We start from the raw sequence: 25,950 nt of genomic DNA, 5'->3' as shown, positions 1-25,950 counted from the left end.
CATCATGGACGACCTGCTCGCAGGGATCGCCATATTTCTGATCATCGAGGGGCTGGCCTATGCGCTGGCCCCTCGTTTTCTTGTGCGCATGGCCCGGCTCCTGCCAGAGATCCCGGAGGATCAACTGCGGCTCCTCGGTCTCACCGCGATCACCACGGGCATTGCAATCGTTTGGTGGATACGCGGCTGACAAGATGTGGTCGCAAGTCGAGGTTAGATCTATTCCGGCAATTGTGATTTTCCCTCAGCCCATTCCGCCTTATGTTCACCAAGACTCCAGACAATCCAGTGAGGAAGCCGATGATGAAACCTGCCCGCGCGTCGCGAATGATTCTGTCGGCGCTTCTCACGGGAACGGCCGTGACCGTCGGTGCCGTGGCCTCGCCCATTCCAGCGGTGGCGCAGCAAGGGCCTGAATCAGTTGCGGATCTCGCAAGTGGCCTGCTCGGCGCCGTCGTCAATATCTCGACGTCTCAAAGCGTCGCCGAAGAGGGCGAGGGTCCGCGTCCGCAGGTTCCGGAGGGCTCGCCCTTCCAGGAGTTGTTCGAAGACTTCTACCGGAACCGCGAAGGCGGGGGCACGAGCAACAAAGTGAACTCGCTTGGCTCCGGCTTTGTGATCGACCCGACGGGCTTCATCGTCACCAACAATCACGTGATCGAAAATGCCGACGATATCGAGGTCATTTTCTCCGACGGTTCGAAGCTGAAGGCGACGCTGATCGGCACTGACACGAAGACCGATCTGTCCGTTCTCAAGGTCGAGCCGCCACAGCCGCTGACGGCGGTGAAATTCGGCGATTCGACGAAGATGCGCATCGGCGACTGGGTCATGGCGATCGGCAATCCGTTCGGCCTAGGCGGCTCGGTGACGGTCGGAATTATCTCGGCCAGCGGCCGCAACATCAATGCCGGCCCCTATGACAACTTCATCCAGACGGATGCGGCGATCAACAAGGGCAATTCCGGTGGACCGCTGTTCAACATGAGCGGCGAGGTGATCGGGATCAACACGGCGATCATATCGCCGAGCGGCGGATCGATCGGCATCGGTTTTGCCGTGCCGACGGAACTGGCGGAGAACATCGTCAATCAGTTGATCGAGTTTGGCGAAACGCGTCGTGGCTGGCTCGGCGTTCGCATCCAGCCGGTTTCCGACGAGGTGGCGCAGAGCCTGAACATCGACCGCGCCCGTGGCGCTCTGATCAGCGGTATTGTCGAAGGTGGCCCTGTCGCCAATGGCCCGATCCAAGTCGGCGACATCATCATGCGCTTCAATGGACGTGCGATTTCCGAAACCCGCGACCTCACCCGCATTGTGGCCGAAAGTCCGATCGGCGAACCGCTCGACGTAGTCATCCTGCGCGACGGACAGGAACAGACGGTGAAGGTGACCCTTGGGCGTCTTGATGATGACGAGGTCGCGAGCAACGAGACGGATCCAGAAACCACGGTCGAGCCCGACGAGGAGGGCACGGCGCCCGACGGCGATCAGCAGGGGCCTGCAGAGCCGCCTGCCGGCGAGGAGGCTCCTGACGGAGACGAGCAGGGTGAGGCTCCGGCCACGCCTGATCAAGCCGAACAGAGCGCGCCCGTGACGGAAGGGCTCATCGGCGTCGAGCTGACCGCGCTTACCGATGCGAACCGTGTGAGCTTCTCGATTGCCGAGGGCGTTGAAGGGGTTCTGATCACCCGCGTGCTTCCCGGCTCCAAGGCTGAAGGCAGGGGGCTGCAGGTCGGCGAGGTGATCGTCGAGGTGGCGCAGGAGTTCATGAGAACACCGCAGCAAGTGGCCGAGAAGCTGACCAACATCAAGGGTGAGGGACGCCGCAGCGGCTATCTGATGATTGCCGACAAGGACGGCAATCTCCGTCTCGTGGCGGTTCCACTCGAATAGTTCAGGCGTAGAGCCGCTCGACCGAGATGCTGTTCTGTCTCAAATACTCCTCGAACTGGTCGACCGGCATCGGTCGGCCGACGAGGAAGCCCTGGATCTCGCCGCAGCCCATTTGCCGCAACAGGTCGAACTGACCTCTGGTTTCGACGCCTTCTGCAGCAACGCTCATGCGCAGGTCACGCGCAAGACGGATCACGGCGTCAACGATGGCGCGGCTGTCGGCATTCGTTTCCAGGTCCGAAATGAAGGACTGGTCGATCTTCAGTTTGTCGAAGCGATACTGGCGCAGGTAGCTCAGGGAGGAGAAGCCCGTGCCGAAGTCGTCGAGCGCGATGCGAAGCCCGAGCCGTGACAGGCAGGCAAGCGTTTGTTCGACGCCGATCGCCTTTTCCATCAGCAGGCTTTCCGTCACCTCCAGTTCGAGACGATGAGCGGGCAGACCGTTCTGCTTCAACGCGCTTTCAACCAGCGGCAGGAGCCCTGGACTGAGAAACTGGCGTGAGGACAGATTGACGGCGACGCGGATATGGTCCGGCCAGTTGACCGCGTGCTTGCAGGCTTGGCGCAGTACCCAGCTGCCGATTGCGCCGATCTGGCCGGATTCTTCGGCGATCGGGATGAATTCGCCGGGGCTGATGGGCCCGAGCGTCGGATGGTTCCACCGCAGCAATGCCTCGGCACAGACCACCTGCCGGCTCTGGGCGTCGACGAGCGGCTGGAAGTTGACGGTCAGGCTCTCCTGGGCAACCGCAAGCGCCAGTTCCTGTTCGATCAGATTGCGGCGTCGCGCAGCGGCATCCAGCGAGCTATCGAAGAAGCGGTAACGGTTGCGTCCGTCTGTCTTGGCCCGATAAAGGGCAAGATCTGCATTGCGCATCAACTGGTCTGGATCAGTGCCATCGATCGGGGCGCAGGCAATGCCGATGCTGACGCCGACATGGGCCGTGCCGCAGCGGAGGCTGATCGGCTTGCTGAGGCTTTCGATGATGCGGGAGGCGAGGCTCGCGGCGCTCTGCGGATCGTCGCCCGTCACATGCAGGATCGCGAACTCATCACCGCCAATGCGCGCCAGCGTGTCGCTCTCGCCGCGGATCTGGCTCAGAATGCTGGCAATAGCGCGCAGCAGTTCGTCGCCGCCGGCATGGCCGAAATTGTCGTTGATATGCTTGAAACGATCAAGATCCAGCAGCAGGACCGAGAAAGGGTCGCCGAAGCGTTGATAACGCGATACCGCGCGTTCGAAATCTTCGGAGAGGAGAACGCGGTTACCAACTTCCGTCAACGGATCGTGGCGGGCCATGTGTTCGATCCGCAGCCGGCTTTCACGGCTTGCGGTGACATCGCGGCCAACTCCGCGATAGCCGCAGAACTGTCCGGTCTCGTCCTGGATGGCCTTTGCGGTCAGCGACCAGATCGCCAGTTCGCCCCCCAGTTCGACACAGATGTCCTGATCACGGAAGGACTGGCGCGCCTCCAGACAGGTGATGAAGTTCTCCTTGCAATCCATGCCCTCGACCCCGACTTCGGCGAAGGGCATGATCCCGGTCAGCGGCTTGCCGATCACCATGGCTTCTGGCACCTGCATCTGATCGTAGAAGCGGCTGGAGGCACGAACCAGGTTGAGGTTCTCGTCGGTGCCCCACAACCAGTCCGCGGCGTTCTCTTCGAAGTCGTTCAGCAGGAGATTGATGACGTCCCGCTGCTCGTCGGCGGCAAGCTTGGCCCGGACGCGCTCCGTGAGGCTTCGACAGACCGCCAGCGACGAGCGGATGATGATCGCGGCAAAGATCAGGTAGAGGACGAAGAGGTAGGCGCCGACAATCGTGGGATCGCGGGAGAGGGCGATTGCCGCGCCGACGGCAACGGTGCTGCAGAAGACGATCGATGCCGGCGGAATGGTTGCCAGGGCGAAGCCGCCGCCGCCGGCCATGCCGACGGTGAGCGCAATCAGCACCATGCGCTGCGTTTCGTCGGCTATGTGATAGGCCGCCACATCGAGGGCTGCCCAGAGGCCGCTCAGGATCGCGGCATAAATGATCGCGCGAACTGTCCCGCGCAGGCTTGCCCGCTCGCGCATGCCGCGTTTGCGATTGCGCCACCAGGACAGGGTCGTAAATACCGCAACAGTGAGGATGAGGCCGCAGATCACATAGACTTCAGTCGCGGACGGGCTGCCGTAAAAGGCAAAAACTGTCAGGACCGCGTTGCAGACGTTGGCCGCCATCATCCATGGCGTGCTGGTGCCGACGACCGACAGTCGAACTGCGCGGATACGCTCTGCCTCTTCCGCCGTCTGGTCACCTTCACCAAGGCGCAGGAAGCGGTCGTACAGGTTCGCAATCGGTGCCGCGAGATGCGCGGAAAACATCTTCTGCATACGGAAGTTCGTAGCAGATACATTTTAAGTCTGCGTAAATTAGGAATATCATCTTGTTCGGATCGGGGTGGAATCGAACTGAATCCTGAACAATACATGCCGCTTCAGGTGCGGATGCGTGTCAGGCACCTTGGGATGATCGAAATCCTGGCCAGCCAGACGTTGCATGCCAATCCTTTGCATGACAGCGGTCGACCGATGATTGCCGTCGACCGCAAAGGCGTAGACTGTCGGCAGACGCAGGTCGGCACGCGCGTATTCGATCAGGCGGGATGCCGCTTCGGTGACGTAGCCGCGGCCCCAGAAGCGGGTGGCCAAACGCCAGCCGATCTCGATTGCTCCCTCGGGCAGGATACCGGGAAGGTCCACGGGTGACAGGCCGCAGAAGCCCATTGCTTCGTTTGTTGTCCGATCGGCGAGCGCGTAGAATCCAAGACCCGTTTCACTGATCATGTCGCGGTTCCGGTCGAACAGGGTGTCGCATTCCGCATGGGAGCGGCGAAACGGGAAGAACTCCATGACCTTTTCGTCGCGGTTGATCTCGTAGAAGAGGTTGCGATCCTCCTCCTGCCAGTTGCGCAGGATCAGTCGCTCCGTTTCGACGATCAGCATGATCAGCCCTTATGCGGTCACGAAGTCCGACTTGCGGTAGCCCTGCAGATAGAGAAGGGCGGTGAGGTCGCCGTGGTCGATGCGGATCTTCGCTTCAGCGGCCACGGCCGGCTTGGCATGCAGGGCGACACCGGAGCCGGCAATGCCGAGCATGCCCAGATCATTGGCACCGTCGCCGACGGCAATCGTCTCGTTCGGGCTGATGCCAAGGCGGCCTGCGATGTCGAGCAGGGAATCCACCTTGGCCTGCTTGCCGAGGATCGGTTCGGCAACCTCGCCGGTCAGGACGCCGTCTTCCTCGATCAAGATATTGGCCCGGTTCTCATCGAAACCGAGCATGGCGGCGATCGGGGCGGTGAAGACGGTGAAGCCACCGGAAACAAGCGCGGTGTAGCCGCCTCTTGCCTTCATCGTCGCGATCAGTTCCTTGCCGCCCGGGGTCAGAGTGATGCGCTTGGCAATCACCTCGCCGACCACCGAGATCGGCAAACCCTTTAATAGCGCCACGCGTTCGCGCAGGGCGGGCTCGAAGGCGATCTCGCCGTTCATGGCCCGGGCCGTGATCTGGGAGACCTTGTCCTTCAGGCCGACCTCGGCCGCGAGCTCGTCAATGCATTCCTGGCCGATCATGGTCGAATCCATGTCGGCGATCAGGATGGACTTGCGGCGAGTGTCGGCATCCTGGACCGCGACGTCGACGGGCTGACCCGCCAGCACCTGACGCAGGGCGCCTTCGGCCTTGATCGGATCGGTGCCATCGGGAAGGGGAATGTCGCAGGCGATCCCGTCGGCCAGCCAGTAGAGGCGCGAAGACGCGACGGCATCCGCAGCCTTCTCACCGAGGGCGGGGCTCAGAACAGGGTTTGACGGATTGGCGACAAGCGTGGCAACCAAGGCCATGATGGAAGATCCTGACAAGAACAATGACGCGATCCTGATAACCGGGCCGACCGCCAGCGGCAAGTCTGCGCTCGCGCTTCAATTTGCCCACCGCCATGACGGCGTCGTCATCAATGCCGACAGCATGCAGGTCTATGACACGCTGCGCGTCGTCACCGCCCGTCCTGGTGAAGCTGAGATGGGCGGGGTGCCGCATGAACTCTATGGCCATGTCCCGGCAGGCCAAACCTATTCGACTGGCGACTGGTTGCGTGAAGCGGGCGCGCTGCTGGCGCGACTGAAACACGAGAAGCGTCTTCCGGTGTTCGTCGGCGGTACCGGGCTCTACTTCAAGGCGCTAACCGGCGGGCTTTCGGAGATGCCCGTGATCCCGGCTGGCCTGCGGTCGGAGATCCGCGACCGGCTTGAAGCCGAGGGGGCCGAAGCGCTGCACGAGGAATTGGCCGAGTTGGATCCGGGCGTGGCGCAGCGCCTCAATCCGGCCGATGGTCAAAGGATCGTGCGTGCGCTCGAGGTGTTCCGAGCGACAGGGCGGTCCATCGCCGAGTTTCAAAAGCAGTCCGGACCGCAATTGGTCGATCCGGAGCGCGCCTGCAAGCTCGTGGTCCTGCCGGATCGCACGGTGTTGCACGACCGGATCAACAGGCGCTTCCAACAGATGATGGACGAGGGGGCGATCGAGGAGGTCGAAGCGCTTCTGTCGCTTGGCCTGAAGCCGGAGATGCCTGCGATGAAGGCGATCGGCGTGGCGCAAATCGCCGACATGCTTGCGGGCCGGATTAGCCGACACGAGGCGGTCGAGCGGGCCTCTGCCGCGACGCGCCAATATGCCAAGCGACAGATGACCTGGTTCCGCAACCAGATGGATGAAAGCTGGGAACGAGTCGATCCGGCGGTGTTCCGGATCGACTGACCGTCAGTCGCGCTTGTAGAGGCTCGACAGCGGTTTTTTGAGAATGCTCTCGCGCAAGGATGAGCCGCCCTCACGGCGCAGGGGCTGGGAGCCGAAGGTCGCTGGCGGCGGCTCGCCAGCCATGGAGTGAGCCGGCGCCGGGCTTTCCATGCGCGGGCGGGGCGCCTCGTCGATACCAGGGCGCGGCAGCATGTCCGGACGATAGGGTTCGATCGGCGGTGTCTCCGAGACCGACAACGTCTGTCGCGGCAATGGCGTCTCGAAAGGCTGACGCGTCATTGGCGGCGGTGATGCCGTCGGGAAAGGAGAGGCGGCTGGGCGCGCCGGTGTCTGTGGGGCAAACGACGCACGCAGCGAGTCGAAATGTCCGTCGTCGTCGTCGAACTCCTCGTCGTCATAGATTCCATCAGGGGCGCTCGGGGTGCCGCCGAAACCGGTCTCGAAGCTCTGCTGAAAGGCCGAGATGTCCGGCCCGGCGATGGCGCGCATACGACCGACAATGGTACGCAGATCGACGGTATCAGGCGTTTCCTCGGTCTGCTTGGCGTTGACGCCATTGGCTTTCGGCAGCGCCGATTCCGCCACACGGGTGAAGCGCATCCGCATGGGAACGGCGATCGCCTCGCCGAAGGCGATGGCTTCGCCATTGCCGATCGAGGAAATGAAGCTGGTGGTCGAGATCGAACTGTCGGGGATGGCCGAGCGGATGATCTCCTGGTCGCGGTCGTTGGCAAGGCGCATGGCAAACAGCGTCGAGCACTGCGACAGGATCGTCTGGTCGAGTTCGCCCGGGCGCTGGGTGATCACGCCAAGCGATACGCCGTATTTACGGCCTTCCTTTGCAATACGGGCGATGGCCTGGCGCGTCGGGAAGAAGCCGAGAGTGGGGTCGGCCGGCACATAGCGGTGGGCCTCTTCGCAGACGACGAGCATGTGGATCGCGCCATTCGACCAGAGCGCCAGCTCGAAGGCCATGCGGCAGAGAACCGAGGCGACGGAGTTGACGACTTCCGACGGTATCCCGGCAAGCTGGAAGGTCGAGATCGGGCGGTCGTCTCCCGGTATGCGGAAGATATGCGCGATCGTCTCCATGATCGTGTCGCTGATCGTGTTGTTGGAGAACATGAAGTGATAGCGCGGATCGTTGACCGCCGACATGATGCGCATCTTCAGCGAGCGCAGATAGGGCTTTTCACCACGGCCTTCGAGGCGTCCGATGCGCTCGTCGATGAGCGCGAGCAGGTCGGCGATGCGGTAGGGCACCGGTGTGTCGGCGGTCATCGAGCTCTTGTCGGCCATGCGCCGCATCAGGGCACTCTCATTGCCGCGGAAGGCGCGTTTGGCTTCTGGCATGAGATCGCGCAGGATGTCGAGCTCTTCCGGAACCGGCGGGCGACCGCGGAACAGAACCTCTGCGAATTCATCCAGGCGCATCAGCCAGAAGGGCAGGTCGAGCGTGTCGGTATCGATGACGACGGCCAGCTCGGGAAAGGCGGCCGCGAATTCGTTGTGCGGATCGAGAATGAGAATGCGCAGCTTCGGATCGCTTTCGATGGCCTTGCGCAGAAGTAAGGAGACGGCGGTCGATTTGCCAACGCCGGTCGAGCCGACCACGGCGAAGTGCTTCGACAGCATAGACGGGACATGGATCGTCGCGTCGATCGTTTCGTCCTGGGTGAGCTTGCCGATGACTGCAGTGTCGCCGAGGCGGGTGTCGTAGATGCGCAGAAGATCAGCCGCGCGAATGCGGTGGGCGATGGCGCCGAGATAGGGGTAGCGCGAAATGCCGGTCGAGAAGAGTTCCTGGCCGTCTTCGTGAACGTAGACTTCGCCGAGCAGTTCGACCTCGATGAGAAACTGGTTGTCGGCCCCTTCGCCCCAGTCCTTGCCTTCCGTCTGCATGGAATAGGCGAGGGCGACGACGCGGTTCTTGCCAACGGTGATCGAGATCAGACGGCCGACGGACCACAGCTCCGTGAGATCCGTGCCACCGTCTTCGGCGACGGCTGCGATCGTCGCGCGCGAGCCGTTGCAGGCGACGACGCGTCCGAGCATCCGGTTGCCAGGCCGCATGCCATCGCGGCGGTCTTGATCTCCGGCTGCGCCGGACTTGTGAAGATCATCGTTCAACAAGCGCATTCTCCCTGCTTGCGCAAGCTTATGGGGGAGCGCTTAAAATTTCGTGTAACGTCTTAGGCCGGGCTTGAGGTTTCAGACCCAGTCGCGCAAGAAACTTTCGCGACGGAGGGCGGAAATTTGCAAAAGATGCGTTGACGCTTGCGGGCTTTCTGGCTAACACTTCGACCCATGAAAAACTCGGTTGCACTTATCGTGGTGGGACGGCGCATGGGCAGGATGGTGTAACCATCCGGCGATAGCCACCCATGCGCTAGATGACAGGCTCCTCAAGGGGCCTTTTTTTATGCCCTGAACCGGGTTATCAGCCCCAAAACCAAGAAGGCAGATGGAAACACAGCATGACGGGTAAAGACAATCAGATGACTGGCGCCGAGATCGTCCTGCGCGCGCTCAAGGATAACGGTGTCGAGCATATCTTCGGCTATCCCGGTGGGGCCGTGCTTCCGATCTATGACGAGATCTTCCAGCAGGAAGACATCCAGCACATCCTCGTGCGCCACGAGCAGGGTGCCGGCCACGCGGCTGAAGGCTATGCGCGCTCGACCGGCAAGGTCGGCGTCATGCTGGTCACGTCAGGCCCCGGTGCGACAAACGCCGTGACGCCGCTTCAGGACGCGCTGATGGACAGCGTTCCGCTCGTCTGCATCTCCGGCCAGGTTCCGACCTCGCTGATCGGCTCGGACGCCTTCCAGGAATGCGATACCGTCGGCATCACGCGCCCCTGCACCAAGCACAACTGGCTGGTCAAGGACGTCAACCAGCTGGCGTCGATCATCCACGAAGCCTTCCGCATCGCCCAGACGGGTCGTCCGGGTCCGGTCCTCGTCGATATCCCGAAGGACATCCAGTTCGCCACCGGCACCTATACGCCGCCGGACGCGCACAAGGCGCTGAAGAGCTACCAGCCGAAGGTTTCGGGTGACGCGCGCGCCATCCAGGCTGCCGTCGAGCTGATGGCCTCTGCCCGCCGTCCGATCATCTATTCCGGTGGCGGCGTGATCAATTCCGGTCCGGAAGCCACCAAGCTGCTGCGCGAACTGGTTGGTCTGACCGACTTCCCGATCACATCGACGCTGATGGGGCTCGGCTGCTATCCGGCGTCCGGCAAGAACTGGCTCGGCATGCTCGGCATGCACGGCTCCTACGAGGCGAACATGGCGATGCATGACTGTGACGTCATGGTCTGCATCGGCGCGCGTTTCGATGACCGCATCACCGGCCGCCTCAACGCGTTTTCGCCGAACTCGAAGAAGATCCACATCGACATCGATCCGTCGTCGATCAACAAGAATGTCCGCGTCGACGTGCCGATCACCGGTGATGTCGGCCGTGTCCTCGAGGACATGGTCCGCGCCTGGCGCGCCCTGCCGAAGAAGCCTGAGGCGTCGCAGACGGCCGAATGGAATGCCAGCATTGCCAAATGGCGCGCCCGCAATTCCTTCGCCTATACGCCGTCCAAGGACGTCATCATGCCGCAATATGCGCTGCAGCGGCTTTATGAACTGACCAAGCATCGCGACACCTACATCACGACGGAAGTCGGCCAGCACCAGATGTGGGCAGCCCAGTATATCGGCTTCGAACAGCCGAACCGCTGGATGACCTCAGGCGGCCTCGGCACGATGGGCTATGGCCTGCCGGCCGCCATCGGCGTCCAGGTCGCGCATCCCGACGCGCTGGTCATCGATGTCGCGGGTGACGCCTCCATCCAGATGTGCATTCAGGAAATGTCCTGCGCCATCCAGTATGAGCTGCCGGTCAAGATCTTCATCCTGAACAACCAGTACATGGGCATGGTGCGCCAGTGGCAGCAGTTGCTGCATGGAAACCGTCTGTCGAGCTCCTACACGGAAGCCATGCCTGACTTCGTCAAGCTGGCGGAAGCCTATGGCGCGGTCGGCATCCGTTGCGAGAAGCCCGACGATCTGGACGGCGCGATCCAGGAAATGGTCGAGGTGAAGAAGCCTGTCATCTTCGACTGCCGCGTTGCCAATCTCGCCAACTGCTTCCCGATGATTCCCTCGGGCAAAGCCCATAACGAGATGCTGCTGCCGGACGAGGCGACCGACGAAGCGGTTGCCACTGCCATCGATGCCAAGGGCCGTCAGCTCGTCTGACCGGGAGGAAAAGATCATGAACGCTCATCTTCAGCCGACCGGTTCGGCCTATTTCATCGCCAAGGAAACCTCAGCCATCGAGAGCCATACGCTCTCGGTACTCGTCGACAACGAACCGGGCGTTCTTGCCCGGGTCATCGGCCTGTTCTCCGGCCGCGGCTATAACATCGAGAGCCTGACCGTCTCCGAGACGGAGCATGAGGCGCATCTGTCACGCATTACGATCGTCACGCGTGGCACCCCGGGCGTGCTCGAGCAGATCAAGGCGCAGCTCGAGCGCATCGTTCCGGTGCACAGGGTGCTGGACCTGACGGTCCGTGCCAAGGATCTCGGCCAGGAGCGGCCGATCGAGCGGGAGGTGGCCCTGGTGAAGGTCGTATCGACCGGCGAAATGCGGGCCGAGACGCTTCGGCTTGCCGATGCCTTCCAGGCCAAGGTCGTGGATGCGACGGTCGACCATTTCATCTTCGAGATCACCGGCAAGTCTTCGAAGATCGACCAGTTCGTCTCGATCATGAAGCCGCTCGGCCTCAACGAGATCTGCCGCACCGGCATTGCCGCGATGAACCGCGGTCCGCAGGGCATGTAAGGAGTTCGGGAAAATCCCGAAATGAAAAAGGGCGGCCTCGCGGTCGCCCTTTTTGTTGCCTTGTCTCTTCAGTTCATGCCGAGGAGATCGAGGAGGCCCATTTGCTGCGGTGCCGGGGGCAGATCAGCCTCCACCTTTTTCGGCTTTTCCTTGACTGGTTTCTCGCTGGCCTTTGCCTTCGAAGTCTTCTCCGGTTTGTCAGAGCTTGCCTCGACTTCTGTCAAATCGACCTTCTTCTTCGACGGCTTTTTGGCCTTGCCTACCGTTTCCTCGGCGGCCGACGCGCCTGCCGTCTCGCCATCGAATTCGGTCGTCGTTAGCATGGCAGTCAGTGCGTGACGCAGGGCTGAGGGTCTCAGACTGTAGTGGATGTACTGACCCTTCTTCTCGCCCTCGATGAGTTCGGCATTCTCCAGGATCGAGAGATGCTGAGAGATCGAAGGCTTCGCCATGTCGAAGCGGGCGGCGATCTCGCCGGCGGTCAGGGTCGATTGCGACAGATGCACCAGCATCATCCGGCGTGGATCGGAGGCGAGTGCGTGGAAGACGCGGGACGAGGTCTTGTCCATTGCCGGATGTATTTCGGTTTTTCCGCGCTTTGCCATGTCGTTCCTCAGCAATACGGCTCTCTCGCCGCAATTCTCGAATTAGGCAATCTCCTAATTTCCTGAGGGGCTGGCGTAAAGTGACCGAAATGCAGGGCCTGTGGATAGATCGTGATTTTCCGATGCGCGGCTGAGCATATGGCCCCAAGCTTCTCGCGCCTACAGCATTTCCAGCGGCATCTTGCGGGCAGGGGGCGGGAAGGCCGCGTCCAGACGTGACCAGTCTTCATCGGAGATGTCGAGATCGACGGCGTCACGGTTTTCCTGCAGGCGGCGCAAGTTCGAGGTCTTGGGGATAGGAATGACGCCCTCGCGCTCGAGTAGAAAGGCGAGCGCCACCTGTGCCGGCGTCGCCTGATAGGCCTTGGCGACGTGGACCAGTTCGGGATGGTGCAGGATCCGTCCCTGCTCGATCGGTGAATAGGCCATGACCGGTATCTGGTGCTCCTGGCACCAGGGCAGAAGGTCGAATTCGATGCCGCGACGGGAGAGATTGTAGAGCACTTGGTTGACGGCGCAGTTCTTGCCGTCGGCCACGGAGAACAGTTCCTCCATGTCCTCGACATCGAAATTCGAGACGCCCCAGGCGCGGATGCGGCCGGCTGTTTTCAGCTCTTCCATCGCAGCGACCGTCTCGTCGAGCGGATGCTCCCCGCGCCAATGCAGAAGATAGAGATCGAGATGGTCGGTCCCCAGCCGGTCGAGGCTGGTATGGCAGGCCTTGATTGTGCCATCGTAACTCGCATTCCAGGGCAGGATCTTGGTAACGAGAAAGGCGTCTTCGCGCCGATCCTTCAAGGCTTCACCGACAATGCGTTCGGCACCGCCGTCGCCATACATTTCGGCCGTGTCGATCACGGTCATGCCGAGGTCGAGTGCGAGCCTGATGGCATCAACTTCGGCTTTCGCGGTCGATCGATTCTCGCCCATCATCCAGGTGCCGAAGCCGAGGCTCGGGACCTCTGCACCGCCCGGCAAGGTGACAGTCGGTATGGCGTCGTGCATTGTGAAGCTCCTCGGGGCGGGTTGTGCGAAGAATAGCGAGGTGGTCCCGCGCGGCAAGCGACAAAGTCGCTCTCATTCGTGTCACCATAACAAGACTACGGATGGAATTGGTCCAAAGGGCAGCTAGGCTGACATAAAAATCCGGGAGAAACATCCATGTCGGCCGATACGCTTCTGGCGCTTGTGGTCTTTGCCTTCGCGACCTCGATCACCCCGGGGCCCAACAACATGATGCTATTCGCATCGGGGGTCAATTTCGGCTTCCGCCGGACGATTCCGCATATGCTCGGCATTGGTGCCGGGTTCCTCTCGTTGTTGATCGCGGTCGGCCTCGGTCTCGGCGCGGTGCTGCAAGCCTATCCGCCGGCCTTCCTCGCACTCAAGGTTGCCGGCGGGCTCTATCTTCTCTGGATCGCCTGGAAAATCGGCTCTTCGCGCACGATGGCCGAGGGGGAGGCCAAGGCGCGACCGATGACGTTCTTCGGCGCTGCCGCCTTCCAGTGGGTCAATCCGAAAGCCTGGGTCATGGCCGTGACCGCCATGGCGGTCTATCCGAATCCCAATCATTATGCTCTGACTGTCGGGATCGTTGCGCTCGTCTTCGCGGCCGTCAATGTTCCCAGCGTTTCCACCTGGGCCGGATTTGGCTCGGCGCTTCGGGAATGGCTGTCGGTCCCGGTGCGGCTCAAATGGTTCAACATCACCATGGCCGTGCTGTTGGTTCTCAGCCTTTGGCCCATGCTCAACTAGGAAACTGCGATGTCCGGTCACCACCCTGAAGATCATGATCATCATCACGGGCATGATCACCACCACGACAACCGGTATTCCGATATGGAGGCCCGCGTGCGGGCGCTCGAGACCTTGCTGACGGAAAAGGGCCTGATCGATCCCGCGACGATCGATGCCATCGTCGAGACCTATGAGACGAAGGTGGGGCCGAGAAATGGCGCGCGGGTGGTAGCCAAGGCCTGGGCCGACCCCGAGTTCGCCAATTGGCTGAAGCGCGATGCGACGGCGGCGATGGCAAGCCTCGGCTATACCGGCCGGCAGGGCGAGCATATGCGCGCCGTCTTCAACACGCCCGACACCCACAATCTTGTCGTCTGCACGCTCTGCTCCTGTTACCCTTGGTCCGTGCTCGGTCTGCCGCCCGTCTGGTACAAGGCGCCGGCCTATCGCTCGCGGGCGGTGATTGATCCGCGCGGGGTGTTGGCCGAATTCGGCGTGACCTTGCCGGAGAGCATGGGCATCCGGGTCTGGGATTCGACGGCGGAACTGCGCTATCTCGTTGTCCCCATGCGTCCCGCAGGTACGGATGGCTTCAACGAAGAGCAACTCGCCGATCTCGTCACACGCGACGCGATGATCGGCACCGGCCTGGCGCTCTCACCGGAGGGGGCGCGATGAACGGGCCGCATGATCTCGGCGGGCAGATGGGCTTCGGTCCGGTCGCGCCGGAGAAGGACGAGCCAATTTTCCATGCCGACTGGGAAAAGCGCGCGCTCGGGATCACGCTCTCCTGTGGGGCTTTCGGCGCCTGGTCGATCGACGAGAGCCGGCATGCGCGCGAGACTATTCCGCCTGCCAGCTATCTGGCGGCAAGCTATTACGAGGTCTGGATCCGGGGTGTCGACATGCTGCTTGAGCGGCATGGCTTTGCCACCGCCGAGGAACTGGCATCAGGACATCATCTGGAGCAGGGACGCGCGCCGAAACGTGTCTTGAAGGCCGAGATGGTAAAGGGTGTGCTGGCCCGTGGCGGGCCTTGCGATCGTCCCGTTGAGACCGAGCCGAAGTTTGGCGTGGGCGATCGGGTGCGCACGAGGAACTTCCATCCGACCGGTCATACGCGCCTGCCGCGTTATGCCCGCGCAAAGGCGGGAGTCGTCGAGGCAGTGCAGGGCGGTTTCGTTTTCCCTGATGATAACGCCCATGGACGGGGTGAAAACCCGCAATGGGTTTATACCGTCGTGTTCACGGGAGACGAGATCTGGGGCGAGGGTGCCGATGCGACACTGACCGTCTCCATTGATGCCTGGGAGAGTTATCTTGAGCGCGTGTGACCCGGTGACCGATCTCGCGGCATCACCGGGCCTGCCGCGATCGTCCGAAGGGGCACCGGTTTTTGCCGAGCCGTGGCAGGCACAGGCTTTCGCGATGACCGTGCATCTCCAAGCGCGCGGTGTGTTCAGCTGGGCGGAATGGGCCGACAGCCTGTCAGCCGAGCTGCATCTCCCAGAGCGGGCCGCGGACGGATCTGACTATTTCGATGCCTGGGTCGCGGCCTTGGCCGCACTGCTGGAGGGCAAGGGGCTTGCCGATCGCGACACCGTTGAGGCCTTGCGCGAAAGCTGGCAGCGGGCGGCGGAGGCGACGCCGCATGGTGCGCCGATCGAGCTTTCAAACGACCCGCTCAGGGTCTGATGTCCACGATTTGTTCTGATTTTTCCGGCTTTGACCTTGCATCGGGCCAACGAATCCGCGCATGACCTAGGTCATGCAATTCGCGCCCCAGCAAGACGAGGCCCTCAAGGCCGTTTCGAAATGGCTGAAAGAGGGTAAAACCCCTGTCTTCCGGCTATTCGGCTATGCCGGAACGGGCAAGACGACGCTTGCCAAGCATTTCGCCGAGCACGTAGACGGCGACGTACTGTTCGCGGCCTTCACCGGCAAGGCGGCGCAGGTTCTGCGCTCGCGTGGCGCCTCGAATGCCAAGACCATTCATTCGCTGATCTACCGCCCGCGCGGCGAAGAGGCGGTGGAGGACGAGGAGACCGGCAAGACCTCGATTGCGCCGATGTTCTCGATCAACCGCCAGAGCCCGGTCGCCAAGGCGGCGCTCATCATCATCGACGAATGCTCGATGGTCGACGAGGCGCTCGGCCGCGACCTGATGAGCTTCGGAACACCGATCCTGGTGCTCGGCGATCCCGGCCAGCTACCACCTGTCTCCGGTGGTGGCTTCTTCACCGACCAGGAGCCGGATTACTTGCTGACGGATATCCATCGCCAGGCGCGCGACAACCCGATCATCCAACTCGCGATGCATATCCGCGAGGGCAAGGAGATCATGTATGGCGACTATGGCACGACGGCCCGGGTGATCTCTAAGAACGAGGTGACGCAGGATCTCGTGCTCGGGGCCGATCAGGTTCTGGTCGGCACCAACAAGACACGGCGGCGCTACAACATGCGCTTGCGCGAGCTGAAAGGCTTTACCGTCGACTATCCGCAGGCCGGCGACAAGCTCGTGTGTCTCAGGAACGATCAGGTCAAGGGCCTGCTCAATGGCTCGCTCTGGCAGGTGATGACCTCGTCGCGCGAGACCGTGAAGCCTGGCATCAATCTTCTGATCAAGCCCGAAGACGACGACATGGATCGCGGCGCCGCCAAGATCAAACTGCTGAAGGCGGCCTTCGAGGAGATCGATACCGAGATCCCCTGGTCGACGCGCAAGCGTTACGACGAGTTCGACTACGGCTATGCGCTGACGGTCCACAAGGCCCAGGGCTCGCAGTGGAATGACGTCGTGCTGTTCGACGAAAGCTGGGCGTTCCGGGATACCCGCGAGCGCTGGCTCTACACGGCTGTCACCCGTGCTGCGGAGACGCTCACCATCGTCCGGTGAGCGCTCCTGTTTGGAGTTATCGCGCCTTCAGGGCGGCAAGCGTTGCCATCAGCGCCATCGTGTCCTTCTCCGATGCCGCGGCAATCTCGGATAACGGTGCCGTGGCGTCGGCGACGGTGAAACCGGCGAGTTTGAGGGCCGCGATCACATCCGCTTCCCCTCGTCCGAGTAGCGGTGCCACCTGTGCCGGCGTGCCGCCGGCCACCAAGTTGATCATGGCGAAAGCCGGATTGCCGGCTGCACCGGTCGCGGTTCCGGTGATCGCCGGCCAGGCGAAGGCGAGGCCGGCCACGAGACACACACCGAGCGAAAGCGCCATTGGCAGGCGCTTGAAATAGGCAAGAAACGGCCGCCAGTTCTTCCAGACATGCAGGACGAAGGGCAGGATCAGCACCATGCTCAGCCATTCATGCATCTCGCGGAACGCGGCCGTGCCGTAGTGAAAGAAAAGGGCTATCCCGGAGATCAGCGAGACCAGAAACAGGCCCGTGGTTAATGGAGTGGCATAGCGGGAAAGCAGATTGGGCATGGATCGACCTCAGTCTTTGGGTATGCCCCGCTCCTAGCTCCGGCTGCAGCCGCTGTCCCGTTAAACTTCCTCCACTATTGATGATGGACAAGACCAAGGCGGGTCTTCAATTGGCGACCATGCCGAGAAGAACGGCTTTCGCCACGGCCTGGAAGCGGTTTTGGGCGTTGAGTTTTCCAACGATGCTCGCCTCTACGGCGCTGACCTCTTCGGTCTTCATTTCGAGCGTCCGCGCGATCCTGATCGGAGTATAGCCTTCGACCATCAACTGCAGGCAGCGGGCTTCCGTCTCGGTCAGGGCTGGCCCCTTCTGTTCCGTGTTCAACTGGCCGGCCTCGGCTTCTTCGTGGTCGAGCAAGGCGTTGAGTTGCTGGAGCTGTCGATGGATCGTCGAAAGGTTGGACGCCAGTTCACGGCGACGGGCGAGCAGGGCTTCCTCAAGGATCAGGTTTGCTTCGCTTGTCGAGGTGGCGGTCGAGAGTGTCTCGAACAGGTCCTGGATGAGCGAGACTGACATGCCGACCTCTCGGCACACATTGATCAGGGCCATCCGGGCGATCTCATCGCATCCGTAGACCCGCATGAGGCCCATGCGTCGGGCGGTGAGAAGGCCCTTTTCCTCATAGAAATGCAGCGTTCGGTGGGTGACGCCGAAGAACTCAGCCATTTCGGCAATCGCGACCGGCTCTTTTGGTGGGGTTCTTGTCTGGACGAGGTCCGGGAAGAGAAACGCCTTGTTAGGCTGACCGGATACGCTGGTGATCGGTTGCAGATGGTGTGTTCCGTGCGGCATGTACCCCCTCCATGTTCAGTGCCAACGCGTCTGCTGAAGCGTAAAGTTCTCTCCTCTTTTGCTGTGCTGTCTCGCTGACCCCGCTGCATCTCGAATCGCTGTCTGGTTGCAGATTATAGTATATTTGAAATTCATAAAATAAGTTTTCGCAAAAGGGCTTCGCGCCTCATGCCGGGAACGCGTGGTTCAGCGTGGCAGGGAGGAAAGGGCGATCAGCCTCGTCATCTCGGTGATGATCTCGCTGCTTTGACACAGGCCGGCCCATTGCTGCTGGGACTGACGGGCATTGATGTAGCTCGCGTCCGAACGCTCCAGCGTATAGCGATAGGTGGCGTCGAGGCACTGCATCTGCCCCGTCGACAGATCGTTCTTGTGGCAGAAGCGATAGATCGAACCTGGAAGCGTCAGGTTTGCACCGGCAAAACCGTTGGCGAAGGCGCCGATTTCCAGACTGTCGCCGGAAGTCTCACAGACGCCCATGCTGATCGGCACCTCGCTGCCGGAGCGGAGATGGCGCATGCTTAGTTTCAGTGTGGTGCCGAGGCTTTGTGCCTTCAATTCGAAATGGAGGGGATGCGGTGCTCCGCCTTCGAAACTGGGTTTTTCACTCGGGCCGGCGATGCAGACCGCCCAGAGCCTCGTGCTCCAGAGCCGGGTCGCATTGACGAAGATCGAGGCGATGAGATCGTCGCCGTCCGGACGGCGGATGAAAAGCCTTGGGAGTGAGGCCTTGTCGTCGGCGAGAGCAGGATTTTCGACTTCGGCGAGTTCGGTGTCGAGGAATTTTATGTCGCGCTCACGGGTGTCGATGGCTTGCGATGCGACGCGGTCGTATACCGGAACATAACCGCCGAGCGGAATGCGAATGCGCAGCGGATCATCGCGGCCCTCGCAGGCATAGAACTGGTTGAGCAGCTTGCGCAACTTGCCTGCCTGGACACGGACCAGCGGATCTGTGCCCGGATCGAAGCCGTGGCTGCGGCTGAAAACATCGATGCCGATCGTATAGCCTTTCAACTGATGCGACAGGCCGAGCTGCTCCATCTCGACGATGAATTTGAGGAATGAGCGCAGCTTTTCGGAGCGTGCGAATGTCCTGCTCCGCAACACACGCTGCAGTGCGTCCGAAACCTCCCCGCTATCGATCCCGGTTTCCGTCAACATGCTTGCTCCAACCGCTGCAGGGAGGCCTGCGCCGTTATCCGATACTGCGCGTTTGTGCGATCCGTCACAATCGAGACCTGACTAAAGGATGGGGGCGAGGCGTCAATACCTTAAAGTCTAGGGGGTGAGCGCGGTTGCCATCCATCAATTTCCCGCATCGGAGCATTTGCGATTCTCGTTGGCCTTCGATACCGCGATGCCGTAAGGATGCCCCAGACCTCTTCATCGCCGGATCATGCCGCCATGCCTGCCAAGCTTTCCGTCAACCTCAATGCCATCGCCATGCTTCGCAACCGCCGGGATCTTCCCTGGCCAAGCGTGGCCGATCTGGGCCGTATTGCCCTTTCTGCCGGTGCCAGTGGCCTGACCGTGCATCCCCGGCCAGACCAGCGTCATATCCGCTTCAGCGATCTGCCTGTGTTGCGGGCGCTGATCGACGACGAGTTTCCGAGCGCCGAGTTCAATATCGAAGGTTATCCGAGCGAGGACTTCCTGGCGCTTTGCGAGGTGACTGAGCCGGAGCAGGTCACCCTGGTGCCTGATGACCCGTCGCAGGCGACGTCCGACCATGGCTGGGACCTTGTCGCGCATCAGGATTTTCTCAAGCGTGTCGTGTCACGGCTTCGCGGCAAGGGGATGCGGGTGTCGCTCTTCGTTGATGGCGATGGACGCTCCGAACCGATGGCGCTTGCGAAGGCGACCGGTGCCGAGCGGGTCGAGCTCTATACCGGCCCCTATGGCGGTTGTTACGACAATTTGGAGGAGGCTCTGCGTCAGGTCGAACTGCTCGGGCTGACGGCCGATGTCGCCCGCGCCGAGGGGCTCGACGTCAATGCCGGGCACGACCTGACGGTTGCCAACCTGCCGCTCCTGGTCAAGCGCATCCCACATCTTGCCGAAGTCTCGATCGGTCACGGCCTGACCGCCGATGCCCTGGAATACGGGATGGCCGAAACCGTCCGCCGGTTCTGCCGCGCCTGTGGCCAGACGATCTGACCGACCGCTACCCTTATCAGGCAGCCCGCATGTCGCGATCGCCTTGCAGTGCGAAGGTCACGGCCGCTTCGGCATGGATGGTCGTCGAGTCGTAGCCGGGCAGCTGAAGTGTCGTCGGGTCGAGGATGAGGCAAATCTCCGTGCAGCCAAGAATGACGCTGTCGGCACCCTCCGCCTTGGCCTGTTCGATGATCGCGTTCAGTTTGCCGCGCGATGCATCCAGAACGCGGCCTGCGCAAAGCTCTTCGAAGATGACGTCATGGGTAACGGTCCGCCCTTCGGCATCCGGCACCATGATCTCGATGCCATGGCGCTTCATGCGCTCGGCGTAAAACGGCTGTTCCATCGTGTAGCGGGTCGCGAGCAGCAGCGGGTGTTTGGCGCCGCCGGCCTTCAGAGCATGGGCGGTTTCATCGATGATGTTGATGAGCGGTACGTCGATCCTGGCCTGCACCTCGTCGGCGACGAGATGCATGGTGTTGGTGCAGATGAGAACGCAGTCGGCGCCTGCCTTTTCCAGGCCAGTTGCGACGTCGCCCAGACGCTTCGCGGCAAGGTCCCAGCGGCCGGCCTTCTGCAGTGCCACGATCTCCGCAAAGTTGACCGAGTGCATCAGGACCTCTGCCGAAGTGAGGCCACCGAGACGGGCGCGAACGGCCTCGTTGACCTGGCGATAATAGACCGCCGAACTTTCGAAACTCATCCCGCCAATCAAGCCAATCGTCTTCATGTCTCGTCTCCGTCATTTGATGCGAAGATGATGATGCGAACCCGGCGCAATTGGGTTGCAATGATGGGATCGAGAACAGCCCTTGGCGCATGACAGTTGGCGGGATATGAGGAGATTGCGCAGATTATTTGCGCGTTCAGGCGCTTGGGCCGGGGAGATGTGGCGTGATCGACGAAAGAGACAGGAAGATTCTTGATCTGCTGCAGCAGGATTCGAGCATTGCGGTTGCGGATCTCGCTGAGCGCGTGGCCTTGTCAACGTCTGCCTGCTCGCGGCGGATCCAGAAGCTGGAGGAACAGGGCTATATCGCCCGGCGCATCGTCGTCCTCGATCGCGAGAAAATTGGCGTGCCGACCACGGTCTATGCCCTGGTGAAGACAGCCCATCATGCCGACGACTGGATCGAGGAGTTTCGCCGCGCGATCAGCGATATCTCGGAGATTGTCGAAGCCCATCGTTTGACGGGGCATTACGACTATATCCTGAAGTTGGTGCTGCCGCGCGTCGAGCATTACGACGTCGTCTATCGCCGGCTGGTGAAGCGCGTGGAACTCTTCGACGTTTCGGCATCAATCTCGATGGAAATTCTCAAGCAGGGGCTGGCCGTGCCTGTCGACTACGCGCGTTGATTATTCGGGCGATGGCAGGGCCTTGTCGGCGCGGCATTGGCTGATCGGCAGCTGCTTCACGGCGTAGATGGCCGAGATCCTGCCGAGGAAGCTGTCACCAAAATCGCTGCTGCGCTCGGTCTCAGCTTCAATGCAGCCGCAGGCATAGCCGTAGTAGCCGTTCGTCTGGACGAAATCCCCTGTGGTGAAATCGGGCATGTTCTCCATGCCGAGCGGCTCGATCTCGGAGCCTTGCGTCATCAGTATCCAAGAGCCTTCGCCATCATCGAGCCAGTAATTTCCGGGGGTCGGATTCTGGATCCAGCCGCAGCGGTTTTCCTTGGCGGAGAGGGCCGAGGTTCCGGCAAGTGTCAGAGCAAGGCAGATGAGGAGGTGTTTGGTGCGCATGGTGTTTTCCTAGATTTCGCCGCACCATAGCCACCGCCCCTAGCGCCGGGAACGTCCAAGTCTGACTCTATCCGCAAACGTAAAAAAAAGGCCCCGGGACCGAAGCCCCGAGGCCCACCACGCACCCTTGAATCAGGAAGCGTTGGAAACAGTGCGGTTAACCAGGGTCACCGTCTTGTCGGCGTTGACCTTGTAGACTTCGCGAACGTCGCGGCCGTCACCGTTGGAGAAGGTGTGGAAGAAGGTCGAACCGGCGGGTGCCTTTTCCAGCTGAACATTGGCGTTGTCATAGGTGATCGAGCCCGGGATCGGCTGGACGGCTGCAAAAGCGGCCGAACCGGCTGCGAGGGAAATGAGGGCTGCAGAGATGATGGTCTTCATGATCGTGTTCCTTGTGTAGCGTTGGGTTGGCGGCGGCCCGGTTGGGGGGAAGGGGGAGGGGAAACCGAGCCTGCCGCCGAAGGGTGTTGCGTCCTGGGAGGCGCGCTGATTACGAAGCGTTGGAGATCGTGCGGGTGACGAGGGTCACCGTCTGGTCGGCGTTGACCTTGTAGACTTCGTTGACGTCACGACCGCTGCCGTCTGAGAAGGTGTGGAAGAAGGTCGAACCGGCGGGAGCCTTTTCGAGCTGGGCGTTCGGGTTGTCATAGGTGATCGAGCCCGGGATCGGCTGGACGGCTGCGAAAGCGGCCGAGCCGGCTGCGAGCGAGATGAGGGCTGCAGAGATGATGGTCTTCATGGTGATGGTCCTTTGTGCGTTTTGTGGGCGGCGGCTCAGTGTCAGAGGGGAGGGGCCGAGCCTGCCGCCGAAGGGTGCGTCCTGGGAGGCGCGCTGATTACGAAGCGTTGGAAATCGTGCGGGTGACGAGGGTCACCGTCTGGTCGGCGTTGACCTTGTAGACTTCGTTGACGTCACGGCCGCTGCCGTCTGAGAAGGTGTGGAAGAAGGTCGAGCCGGCGGGAGCCTTTTCGAGCTGGGCGTTCGGGTTGTCATAGGTGATCGAGCCCGGGATCGGCTGGACGGAAGCGAAAGCGGCCGAGCCGGCTGCGAGCGAGATGAGGGCTGCAGAGATGATGGTCTTCATGGTGATGGTCCTTTGTGCGTTTTGTGGGCGGGGGCTCGGGGCGGTGGAGAGGGCCGAGCCTGCCGCTGGAGGTCTTTGGCGTCCTGGGAGGCGCGCTGATTAAGAAGCGTTGGAAACAGTGCGGTTAACCAGGGTCACCGTCTTGTCGGCGTTGACCTTGTAAACTTCGCGAACGTCACGGCCGTCACCGTTGGAGAAGGTGTGGAAGAAGGTCGAACCGGCAGGTGCCTTTTCGAGCTGGACGTTCGGGTTGTCATAGGTGATCGAGCCCGGGATCGGCTGGACGGCAGCAAATGCGGCCGAACCGGCTGCAAGCGTGATGAGGGCTGCAGAGATGATGGTCTTCATGGTCGTGTTTCCTTATCTAAGATTGAGCCATGCCTCAGGCATTCAGCTCCAGATTGTAGCAATGGGTAGTATCTACCCGTGATGGGGATCGTCCTTGTCCTGTCAGTCGTTCGACATGGAACGGGAGACGAGGGAGACGGTCCGGTCTGCATTCACCTTGTAGATCTCATGGACTTCCGTGCCGTTGAGATGGAAGGTGTGGAAGAAGTTCGAACCGGCGGGTGCCTGTTCGAGCCTTGGCTGCGCACCGCCATAGGTGATTGAGCCTGGGACTGGCTCGATCGCGAAAGCGGCCGAAGCGGCTGCGATGGTGGACAGGAGTGCTGCTGCGATGGTCTTCATTGTGTTGGCCTTTAGAACCTTGCGTAATCGAACTGCTCGGTTCGATGAGATGTATTTGGCGTATTGCGATTGGGAAATCAATACCCCTTTGCGCACAATCGAACTGATTGGTTCGGTGAAAGTACCCGGTATCATGGAGGATACTTGAAGGAAGGATTGAGGAAAAACAGCGGGTTAGAATGGAAAGACACCGTCATTTAACTATGACATACAACGATTATTTTTTGTCATCATCACCCTTTTGTGACAGTTTGGTGGGCTCCTTGGGGCGTCCGCGGATGCCCAAGACAGCGTCTCCTCTCCGAGGCATCTGCATTCTTTTTTCGCAAAACCTGTCTTGACCTCAGCCCTCCCGCGGTACATAAAGCGTGCGAACCGTACCGTACGGTACCAGGAGCCGGCCATGTCCATCGACAATCAGACCTCGGAATTTACGCCGCGTCAGAACGCTGTTCTGGCGGAGGCTCTGCGTCTGCTCGTGGATGGCGGCGACAAGGCAGTCACCACGGCCGGTCTGGCGCGCGCTGCCAATTGCTCCAAGGAAAGCCTCTACAAATGGTTCGGCGACCGCGATGGTCTGCTGTCAGCGATGATTTCCTATCAAGCCAGCAAGGTACGGACGTTTGAGCGGCCGGGTGAGCGCCTGACTGTTGCCACCCTTACAGATCATCTGGAGGTCTTTGCCCAGGATCTGCTCGAGGTTCTCGCCGGCGATGTTTCGCTCGCCCTCAACCGGCTGGCCATCGGCCAGTCGAGCCGTGACGGTTCGAAGCTCGGCACGTTGCTTCTGGAGCGTGGTCGGCGCCAGATCGATCGCCGGGCAAGGGCGCTGCTCGATGCCGGCCAGCGAGACGGCCTGTTGCGTTTCGGCGATGGCGAGGACGCGTACCGTACCCTTTACGGCCTGATCGTCAGCGATCTGCATGTCCGCATGCTGCTCGGCGAGGCGCCGCAGACCCACAAATTCGGCGCCCGGGCGACGAAGGCGGTTTCCGCCTTTCTCGCTCTCTACGGGACCGACCGCGTACTGGCGGGCCTGGATGGGGCATCCCGTTCCGGCTCTCCGATCAACAACATCCACCACAACTGAAAAGCATAGGGAAGGACACTACAATGCGCGTCTATTACGATCGTGATGCCGACTTGAACCTGATCAAGTCGAAGAAGGTTGCCATCATCGGCTACGGTTCGCAGGGCCGCGCGCATGCGCTGAACCTGAAGGATTCCGGCGCACAGAACCTGGTTGTCGCTTTGAAGGCCGGTTCGCCGACCATCAAGAAGGCTGAAGCCGACGGTCTCAAGGTCATGACGGTTGCCGAAGCTGCCGCCTGGGCCGACCTGATGATGATGGCGACCCCGGACGAACTGCAGGCCGACATCTACAAGGCCGACATCGCACCGAACATCCGTGACGGCGCCGCCATCGCGTTTGCTCACGGCCTCAACGTCCATTTCGGCCTGATCGAGCCGAAGTCGACCGTCGACGTCGTCATGATCGCTCCGAAGGGCCCGGGCCACACGGTTCGCGGCGAATACCAGAAGGGCGGCGGCGTTCCCTGCCTCGTCGCAATCCACCACAACGGTTCGGGCAACGCCCTTGAACTCGCACTCTCCTACGCCTGTGGCGTTGGTGGCGGCCGTTCGGGCATCATCGAAACCTCCTTCAAGGAAGAGTGCGAAACCGACCTCTTCGGCGAACAGGTCGTTCTCTGCGGCGGTCTCGTCGAGCTGATCCGCGCGGGCTTCGAAACCCTGGTCGAAGGCGGCTATGCGCCGGAAATGGCCTATTTCGAGTGCCTGCACGAAGTGAAGCTGATCGTCGACCTGATCTATGAAGGCGGCATCGCCAACATGAACTACTCGATCTCGAACACGGCCGAGTGGGGCGAATACGTCACCGGTCCGCGCATCATCACGGCTGAAACCAAGGCTGAAATGAAGCGCGTCCTGCACGACATCCAGACCGGCAAGTTCACCTCGGACTGGATGCAGGAATACCGTGCCGGTGCGGCTCGCTTCAAGGGTATCCGCCGCATGAACGACAGCCACCAGATCGAAGAAGTTGGTGCCAAGCTGCGTGGCATGATGCCGTGGATCGCCAAGAACCAGCTGGTCGACAAGGCCCGCAACTGATTGTCATCATCCAGAGATGAACAAGAGGCC

The 25,950-nt window shown here is 61.3% G+C and carries 30 protein-coding genes; 14 read left to right on the top strand and 16 right to left on the bottom strand.

Features of this window, described 5'->3' with window-relative positions; all coding sequences use genetic code 11:
* Positions 1 to 4: 4 nt before the first annotated feature.
* Both D4A92_RS19035 and D4A92_RS19030 read left to right on the top strand, forming a co-directional pair.
* Positions 5 to 190: a DUF2065 domain-containing protein gene (locus tag D4A92_RS19035; RefSeq protein ID WP_203016560.1), complete on the top strand. Its 186-nt coding sequence runs from the start codon at positions 5 to 7 to the stop codon at positions 188 to 190.
* A 110-nt stretch (positions 191 to 300) separates the two neighbouring features.
* Positions 301 to 1,896 carry a Do family serine endopeptidase gene (locus D4A92_RS19030; protein WP_203016558.1) on the top strand — a complete coding sequence of 532 codons (1,596 nt, stop codon included), beginning with the start codon at positions 301 to 303 and terminating at the stop codon, positions 1,894 to 1,896.
* Between the two features lies 1 nt (position 1,897).
* On the opposite strand, the gene D4A92_RS19025 is transcribed toward D4A92_RS19030, so the two are convergent.
* The 3 genes from D4A92_RS19025 to serB are packed head-to-tail and all read right to left on the bottom strand — an operon-like array spanning position 1,898 to position 5,785.
* Positions 1,898 to 4,273, bottom strand: a complete 2,376-nt coding sequence (locus D4A92_RS19025; RefSeq protein ID WP_203016557.1) for a putative bifunctional diguanylate cyclase/phosphodiesterase — start codon at positions 4,271 to 4,273, stop codon at positions 1,898 to 1,900.
* Between the two features lie 48 nt (positions 4,274 to 4,321).
* Positions 4,322 to 4,885, bottom strand: a complete 564-nt coding sequence (locus tag D4A92_RS19020; protein ID WP_203016556.1) for a GNAT family N-acetyltransferase — start codon at positions 4,883 to 4,885, stop codon at positions 4,322 to 4,324.
* Between the two features lie 9 nt (positions 4,886 to 4,894).
* On the bottom strand, positions 4,895 to 5,785 hold the full coding sequence (gene serB, locus D4A92_RS19015; RefSeq protein WP_203016555.1) for a phosphoserine phosphatase SerB: 891 nt from the start codon (positions 5,783 to 5,785) through the stop codon (positions 4,895 to 4,897).
* On the opposite strand from serB, the gene miaA reads away from it, so the two are divergent.
* Entirely contained in the window at positions 5,784 to 6,698 is a 915-nt protein-coding gene (gene miaA, locus D4A92_RS19010) for a tRNA (adenosine(37)-N6)-dimethylallyltransferase MiaA (protein ID WP_203020051.1), read from the top strand. The two genes, serB and miaA, sit on opposite strands and share 2 nt — an antisense overlap.
* A 3-nt stretch (positions 6,699 to 6,701) precedes the next feature.
* Here miaA and D4A92_RS19005 read toward each other — a convergent pair whose 3' ends face one another.
* Complete coding sequence (locus D4A92_RS19005) at positions 6,702 to 8,831, bottom strand: ATP-binding protein (protein WP_203016554.1); 2,130 nt, start codon at positions 8,829 to 8,831, stop codon at positions 6,702 to 6,704.
* A gap of 365 nt (positions 8,832 to 9,196) precedes the next feature.
* On the opposite strand from D4A92_RS19005, the gene D4A92_RS19000 reads away from it, so the two are divergent.
* Positions 9,197 to 10,954, top strand: coding sequence for an acetolactate synthase 3 large subunit (locus D4A92_RS19000; protein WP_425959333.1), 1,758 nt, complete (start codon positions 9,197 to 9,199; stop codon positions 10,952 to 10,954).
* A gap of 16 nt (positions 10,955 to 10,970) precedes the next feature.
* The gene (ilvN, locus tag D4A92_RS18995) at positions 10,971 to 11,543 is read left to right on the top strand and encodes an acetolactate synthase small subunit (protein WP_006725998.1); all 573 of its coding nucleotides are present in this window, start codon (positions 10,971 to 10,973) and stop codon (positions 11,541 to 11,543) included.
* A gap of 68 nt (positions 11,544 to 11,611) precedes the next feature.
* Here ilvN and D4A92_RS25340 read toward each other — a convergent pair whose 3' ends face one another.
* Positions 11,612 to 12,148, bottom strand: a complete 537-nt coding sequence (locus D4A92_RS25340) for a metalloregulator ArsR/SmtB family transcription factor (protein WP_203016552.1) — start codon at positions 12,146 to 12,148, stop codon at positions 11,612 to 11,614.
* Between the two features lie 159 nt (positions 12,149 to 12,307).
* Entirely contained in the window at positions 12,308 to 13,153 is an 846-nt protein-coding gene (locus D4A92_RS18985) for an aldo/keto reductase (protein ID WP_203016551.1), read from the bottom strand.
* A gap of 156 nt (positions 13,154 to 13,309) precedes the next feature.
* On the opposite strand from D4A92_RS18985, the gene D4A92_RS18980 reads away from it, so the two are divergent.
* The 5 genes from D4A92_RS18980 to D4A92_RS18960 all read left to right on the top strand — a co-directional run bounded on the left by D4A92_RS18980 (position 13,310) and on the right by D4A92_RS18960 (position 16,784).
* Positions 13,310 to 13,903 (top strand): LysE family translocator, encoded by a 594-nt coding sequence (locus tag D4A92_RS18980; RefSeq protein ID WP_203016550.1) that lies wholly within the window; start codon positions 13,310 to 13,312, stop codon positions 13,901 to 13,903.
* 9 nt (positions 13,904 to 13,912) lie between these two features.
* Positions 13,913 to 14,563: a nitrile hydratase subunit alpha gene (gene nthA / locus D4A92_RS18975; RefSeq protein WP_203016549.1), complete on the top strand. Its 651-nt coding sequence runs from the start codon at positions 13,913 to 13,915 to the stop codon at positions 14,561 to 14,563.
* Positions 14,560 to 15,219, top strand: coding sequence for a nitrile hydratase subunit beta (gene nthB, locus D4A92_RS18970; RefSeq protein ID WP_203016548.1), 660 nt, complete (start codon positions 14,560 to 14,562; stop codon positions 15,217 to 15,219). Before nthA ends, nthB begins: the two co-directional genes overlap by 4 nt.
* Positions 15,206 to 15,580, top strand: a complete 375-nt coding sequence (locus tag D4A92_RS18965) for a nitrile hydratase accessory protein (protein WP_246753980.1) — start codon at positions 15,206 to 15,208, stop codon at positions 15,578 to 15,580. The genes nthB and D4A92_RS18965 overlap by 14 nt, the downstream gene beginning before the upstream one ends.
* 73 nt (positions 15,581 to 15,653) lie before the next feature.
* On the top strand, positions 15,654 to 16,784 hold the full coding sequence (locus tag D4A92_RS18960) for an ATP-dependent DNA helicase (RefSeq protein WP_203016546.1): 1,131 nt from the start codon (positions 15,654 to 15,656) through the stop codon (positions 16,782 to 16,784).
* A gap of 16 nt (positions 16,785 to 16,800) precedes the next feature.
* On the opposite strand, the gene D4A92_RS18955 is transcribed toward D4A92_RS18960, so the two are convergent.
* The 3 genes from D4A92_RS18955 to D4A92_RS18945 form a co-directional block, all read right to left on the bottom strand.
* A complete protein-coding gene (locus tag D4A92_RS18955) occupies positions 16,801 to 17,313 on the bottom strand; it encodes a DUF4405 domain-containing protein (RefSeq protein WP_203016545.1) in 513 nt (170 codons plus the stop codon).
* Between the two features lie 106 nt (positions 17,314 to 17,419).
* On the bottom strand, positions 17,420 to 18,106 hold the full coding sequence (locus D4A92_RS18950; protein WP_203016544.1) for a MerR family transcriptional regulator: 687 nt from the start codon (positions 18,104 to 18,106) through the stop codon (positions 17,420 to 17,422).
* Positions 18,107 to 18,292: 186 nt separating this feature from the next.
* Positions 18,293 to 19,270, bottom strand: coding sequence for a hypothetical protein (locus D4A92_RS18945; RefSeq protein ID WP_203016542.1), 978 nt, complete (start codon positions 19,268 to 19,270; stop codon positions 18,293 to 18,295).
* A gap of 243 nt (positions 19,271 to 19,513) precedes the next feature.
* Between D4A92_RS18945 and D4A92_RS18940 the strand changes: the two genes are divergently transcribed.
* Entirely contained in the window at positions 19,514 to 20,266 is a 753-nt protein-coding gene (locus D4A92_RS18940; protein ID WP_203016540.1) for a pyridoxine 5'-phosphate synthase, read from the top strand.
* 16 nt (positions 20,267 to 20,282) lie between these two features.
* On the opposite strand, the gene D4A92_RS18935 is transcribed toward D4A92_RS18940, so the two are convergent.
* Positions 20,283 to 20,996, bottom strand: a complete 714-nt coding sequence (locus tag D4A92_RS18935) for an aspartate/glutamate racemase family protein (protein ID WP_203016538.1) — start codon at positions 20,994 to 20,996, stop codon at positions 20,283 to 20,285.
* A 164-nt stretch (positions 20,997 to 21,160) separates the two neighbouring features.
* On the opposite strand from D4A92_RS18935, the gene D4A92_RS18930 reads away from it, so the two are divergent.
* Complete coding sequence (locus D4A92_RS18930; RefSeq protein WP_203016537.1) at positions 21,161 to 21,625, top strand: Lrp/AsnC family transcriptional regulator; 465 nt, start codon at positions 21,161 to 21,163, stop codon at positions 21,623 to 21,625.
* On the opposite strand, the gene D4A92_RS18925 is transcribed toward D4A92_RS18930, so the two are convergent.
* From D4A92_RS18925 to D4A92_RS18900, 6 genes are all read right to left on the bottom strand, one after another.
* Complete coding sequence (locus D4A92_RS18925) at positions 21,626 to 22,012, bottom strand: DUF4087 domain-containing protein (protein WP_069041168.1); 387 nt, start codon at positions 22,010 to 22,012, stop codon at positions 21,626 to 21,628.
* A 132-nt stretch (positions 22,013 to 22,144) separates the two neighbouring features.
* Positions 22,145 to 22,393, bottom strand: a complete 249-nt coding sequence (locus D4A92_RS18920; RefSeq protein ID WP_136538455.1) for a hypothetical protein — start codon at positions 22,391 to 22,393, stop codon at positions 22,145 to 22,147.
* A gap of 109 nt (positions 22,394 to 22,502) precedes the next feature.
* On the bottom strand, positions 22,503 to 22,751 hold the full coding sequence (locus tag D4A92_RS18915) for a hypothetical protein (protein WP_203016536.1): 249 nt from the start codon (positions 22,749 to 22,751) through the stop codon (positions 22,503 to 22,505).
* A 97-nt stretch (positions 22,752 to 22,848) separates the two neighbouring features.
* Positions 22,849 to 23,097 (bottom strand): hypothetical protein, encoded by a 249-nt coding sequence (locus D4A92_RS18910; protein WP_203013693.1) that lies wholly within the window; start codon positions 23,095 to 23,097, stop codon positions 22,849 to 22,851.
* 99 nt (positions 23,098 to 23,196) lie between these two features.
* Positions 23,197 to 23,445, bottom strand: coding sequence for a hypothetical protein (locus tag D4A92_RS18905; RefSeq protein ID WP_203016535.1), 249 nt, complete (start codon positions 23,443 to 23,445; stop codon positions 23,197 to 23,199).
* Between the two features lie 102 nt (positions 23,446 to 23,547).
* Positions 23,548 to 23,787, bottom strand: coding sequence for a hypothetical protein (locus D4A92_RS18900; RefSeq protein ID WP_203016534.1), 240 nt, complete (start codon positions 23,785 to 23,787; stop codon positions 23,548 to 23,550).
* A 403-nt stretch (positions 23,788 to 24,190) separates the two neighbouring features.
* On the opposite strand from D4A92_RS18900, the gene D4A92_RS18895 reads away from it, so the two are divergent.
* Both D4A92_RS18895 and ilvC read left to right on the top strand, forming a co-directional pair.
* Positions 24,191 to 24,877 (top strand): TetR/AcrR family transcriptional regulator, encoded by a 687-nt coding sequence (locus tag D4A92_RS18895; protein WP_203016533.1) that lies wholly within the window; start codon positions 24,191 to 24,193, stop codon positions 24,875 to 24,877.
* Positions 24,878 to 24,900: 23 nt separating this feature from the next.
* A complete protein-coding gene (gene ilvC, locus D4A92_RS18890) occupies positions 24,901 to 25,920 on the top strand; it encodes a ketol-acid reductoisomerase (protein ID WP_054151077.1) in 1,020 nt (339 codons plus the stop codon).
* Positions 25,921 to 25,950: the final 30 nt, after the last annotated feature.

The sequence above is a fragment of the Rhizobium rosettiformans genome (assembly GCF_016806065.1).
In the GTDB taxonomy this organism is placed as follows: Bacteria; Pseudomonadota; Alphaproteobacteria; order Rhizobiales; family Rhizobiaceae; genus Allorhizobium.
Note: the sequence above shows the minus strand (reverse complement) of the source record. Positions and strands in the feature narration are given on the sequence as shown.

What these genes read in the sequence shown, in the direction of transcription:
- D4A92_RS19035 (WP_203016560.1), top strand. Translation starts at nt 5, where the DNA reads ATGGACGACCTGCTCGCAGGGATCGCCATATTTCTGATCATCGAGGGG.
- D4A92_RS19030 (WP_203016558.1), top strand. Translation starts at nt 301, where the DNA reads ATGATGAAACCTGCCCGCGCGTCGCGAATGATTCTGTCGGCGCTTCTC.
- D4A92_RS19025 (WP_203016557.1), bottom strand. Translation starts at nt 4,273, where the DNA reads ATGCAGAAGATGTTTTCCGCGCATCTCGCGGCACCGATTGCGAACCTG.
- D4A92_RS19020 (WP_203016556.1), bottom strand. Translation starts at nt 4,885, where the DNA reads ATGCTGATCGTCGAAACGGAGCGACTGATCCTGCGCAACTGGCAGGAG.
- miaA (WP_203020051.1), top strand. Translation starts at nt 5,784, where the DNA reads ATGATGGAAGATCCTGACAAGAACAATGACGCGATCCTGATAACCGGG.
- serB (WP_203016555.1), bottom strand. Translation starts at nt 5,785, where the DNA reads ATGGCCTTGGTTGCCACGCTTGTCGCCAATCCGTCAAACCCTGTTCTG.
- D4A92_RS19000 (WP_425959333.1), top strand. Translation starts at nt 9,197, where the DNA reads ATGACTGGCGCCGAGATCGTCCTGCGCGCGCTCAAGGATAACGGTGTC.
- ilvN (WP_006725998.1), top strand. Translation starts at nt 10,971, where the DNA reads ATGAACGCTCATCTTCAGCCGACCGGTTCGGCCTATTTCATCGCCAAG.
- D4A92_RS25340 (WP_203016552.1), bottom strand. Translation starts at nt 12,148, where the DNA reads ATGGCAAAGCGCGGAAAAACCGAAATACATCCGGCAATGGACAAGACC.
- D4A92_RS18985 (WP_203016551.1), bottom strand. Translation starts at nt 13,153, where the DNA reads ATGCACGACGCCATACCGACTGTCACCTTGCCGGGCGGTGCAGAGGTC.
- D4A92_RS18980 (WP_203016550.1), top strand. Translation starts at nt 13,310, where the DNA reads ATGTCGGCCGATACGCTTCTGGCGCTTGTGGTCTTTGCCTTCGCGACC.
- nthA (WP_203016549.1), top strand. Translation starts at nt 13,913, where the DNA reads ATGTCCGGTCACCACCCTGAAGATCATGATCATCATCACGGGCATGAT.
- nthB (WP_203016548.1), top strand. Translation starts at nt 14,560, where the DNA reads ATGAACGGGCCGCATGATCTCGGCGGGCAGATGGGCTTCGGTCCGGTC.
- D4A92_RS18960 (WP_203016546.1), top strand. Translation starts at nt 15,654, where the DNA reads ATGCAATTCGCGCCCCAGCAAGACGAGGCCCTCAAGGCCGTTTCGAAA.
- D4A92_RS18955 (WP_203016545.1), bottom strand. Translation starts at nt 17,313, where the DNA reads ATGCCCAATCTGCTTTCCCGCTATGCCACTCCATTAACCACGGGCCTG.
- D4A92_RS18950 (WP_203016544.1), bottom strand. Translation starts at nt 18,106, where the DNA reads ATGCCGCACGGAACACACCATCTGCAACCGATCACCAGCGTATCCGGT.
- D4A92_RS18945 (WP_203016542.1), bottom strand. Translation starts at nt 19,270, where the DNA reads ATGTTGACGGAAACCGGGATCGATAGCGGGGAGGTTTCGGACGCACTG.
- D4A92_RS18940 (WP_203016540.1), top strand. Translation starts at nt 19,514, where the DNA reads ATGCCTGCCAAGCTTTCCGTCAACCTCAATGCCATCGCCATGCTTCGC.
- D4A92_RS18935 (WP_203016538.1), bottom strand. Translation starts at nt 20,996, where the DNA reads ATGAAGACGATTGGCTTGATTGGCGGGATGAGTTTCGAAAGTTCGGCG.
- D4A92_RS18925 (WP_069041168.1), bottom strand. Translation starts at nt 22,012, where the DNA reads ATGCGCACCAAACACCTCCTCATCTGCCTTGCTCTGACACTTGCCGGA.
- D4A92_RS18920 (WP_136538455.1), bottom strand. Translation starts at nt 22,393, where the DNA reads ATGAAGACCATCATCTCTGCAGCCCTCATTTCCCTCGCAGCCGGTTCG.
- D4A92_RS18915 (WP_203016536.1), bottom strand. Translation starts at nt 22,751, where the DNA reads ATGAAGACCATCATCTCTGCAGCCCTCATCTCGCTCGCAGCCGGCTCG.
- D4A92_RS18910 (WP_203013693.1), bottom strand. Translation starts at nt 23,097, where the DNA reads ATGAAGACCATCATCTCTGCAGCCCTCATCTCGCTCGCAGCCGGCTCG.
- D4A92_RS18905 (WP_203016535.1), bottom strand. Translation starts at nt 23,445, where the DNA reads ATGAAGACCATCATCTCTGCAGCCCTCATCACGCTTGCAGCCGGTTCG.
- D4A92_RS18900 (WP_203016534.1), bottom strand. Translation starts at nt 23,787, where the DNA reads ATGAAGACCATCGCAGCAGCACTCCTGTCCACCATCGCAGCCGCTTCG.
- D4A92_RS18895 (WP_203016533.1), top strand. Translation starts at nt 24,191, where the DNA reads ATGTCCATCGACAATCAGACCTCGGAATTTACGCCGCGTCAGAACGCT.
- ilvC (WP_054151077.1), top strand. Translation starts at nt 24,901, where the DNA reads ATGCGCGTCTATTACGATCGTGATGCCGACTTGAACCTGATCAAGTCG.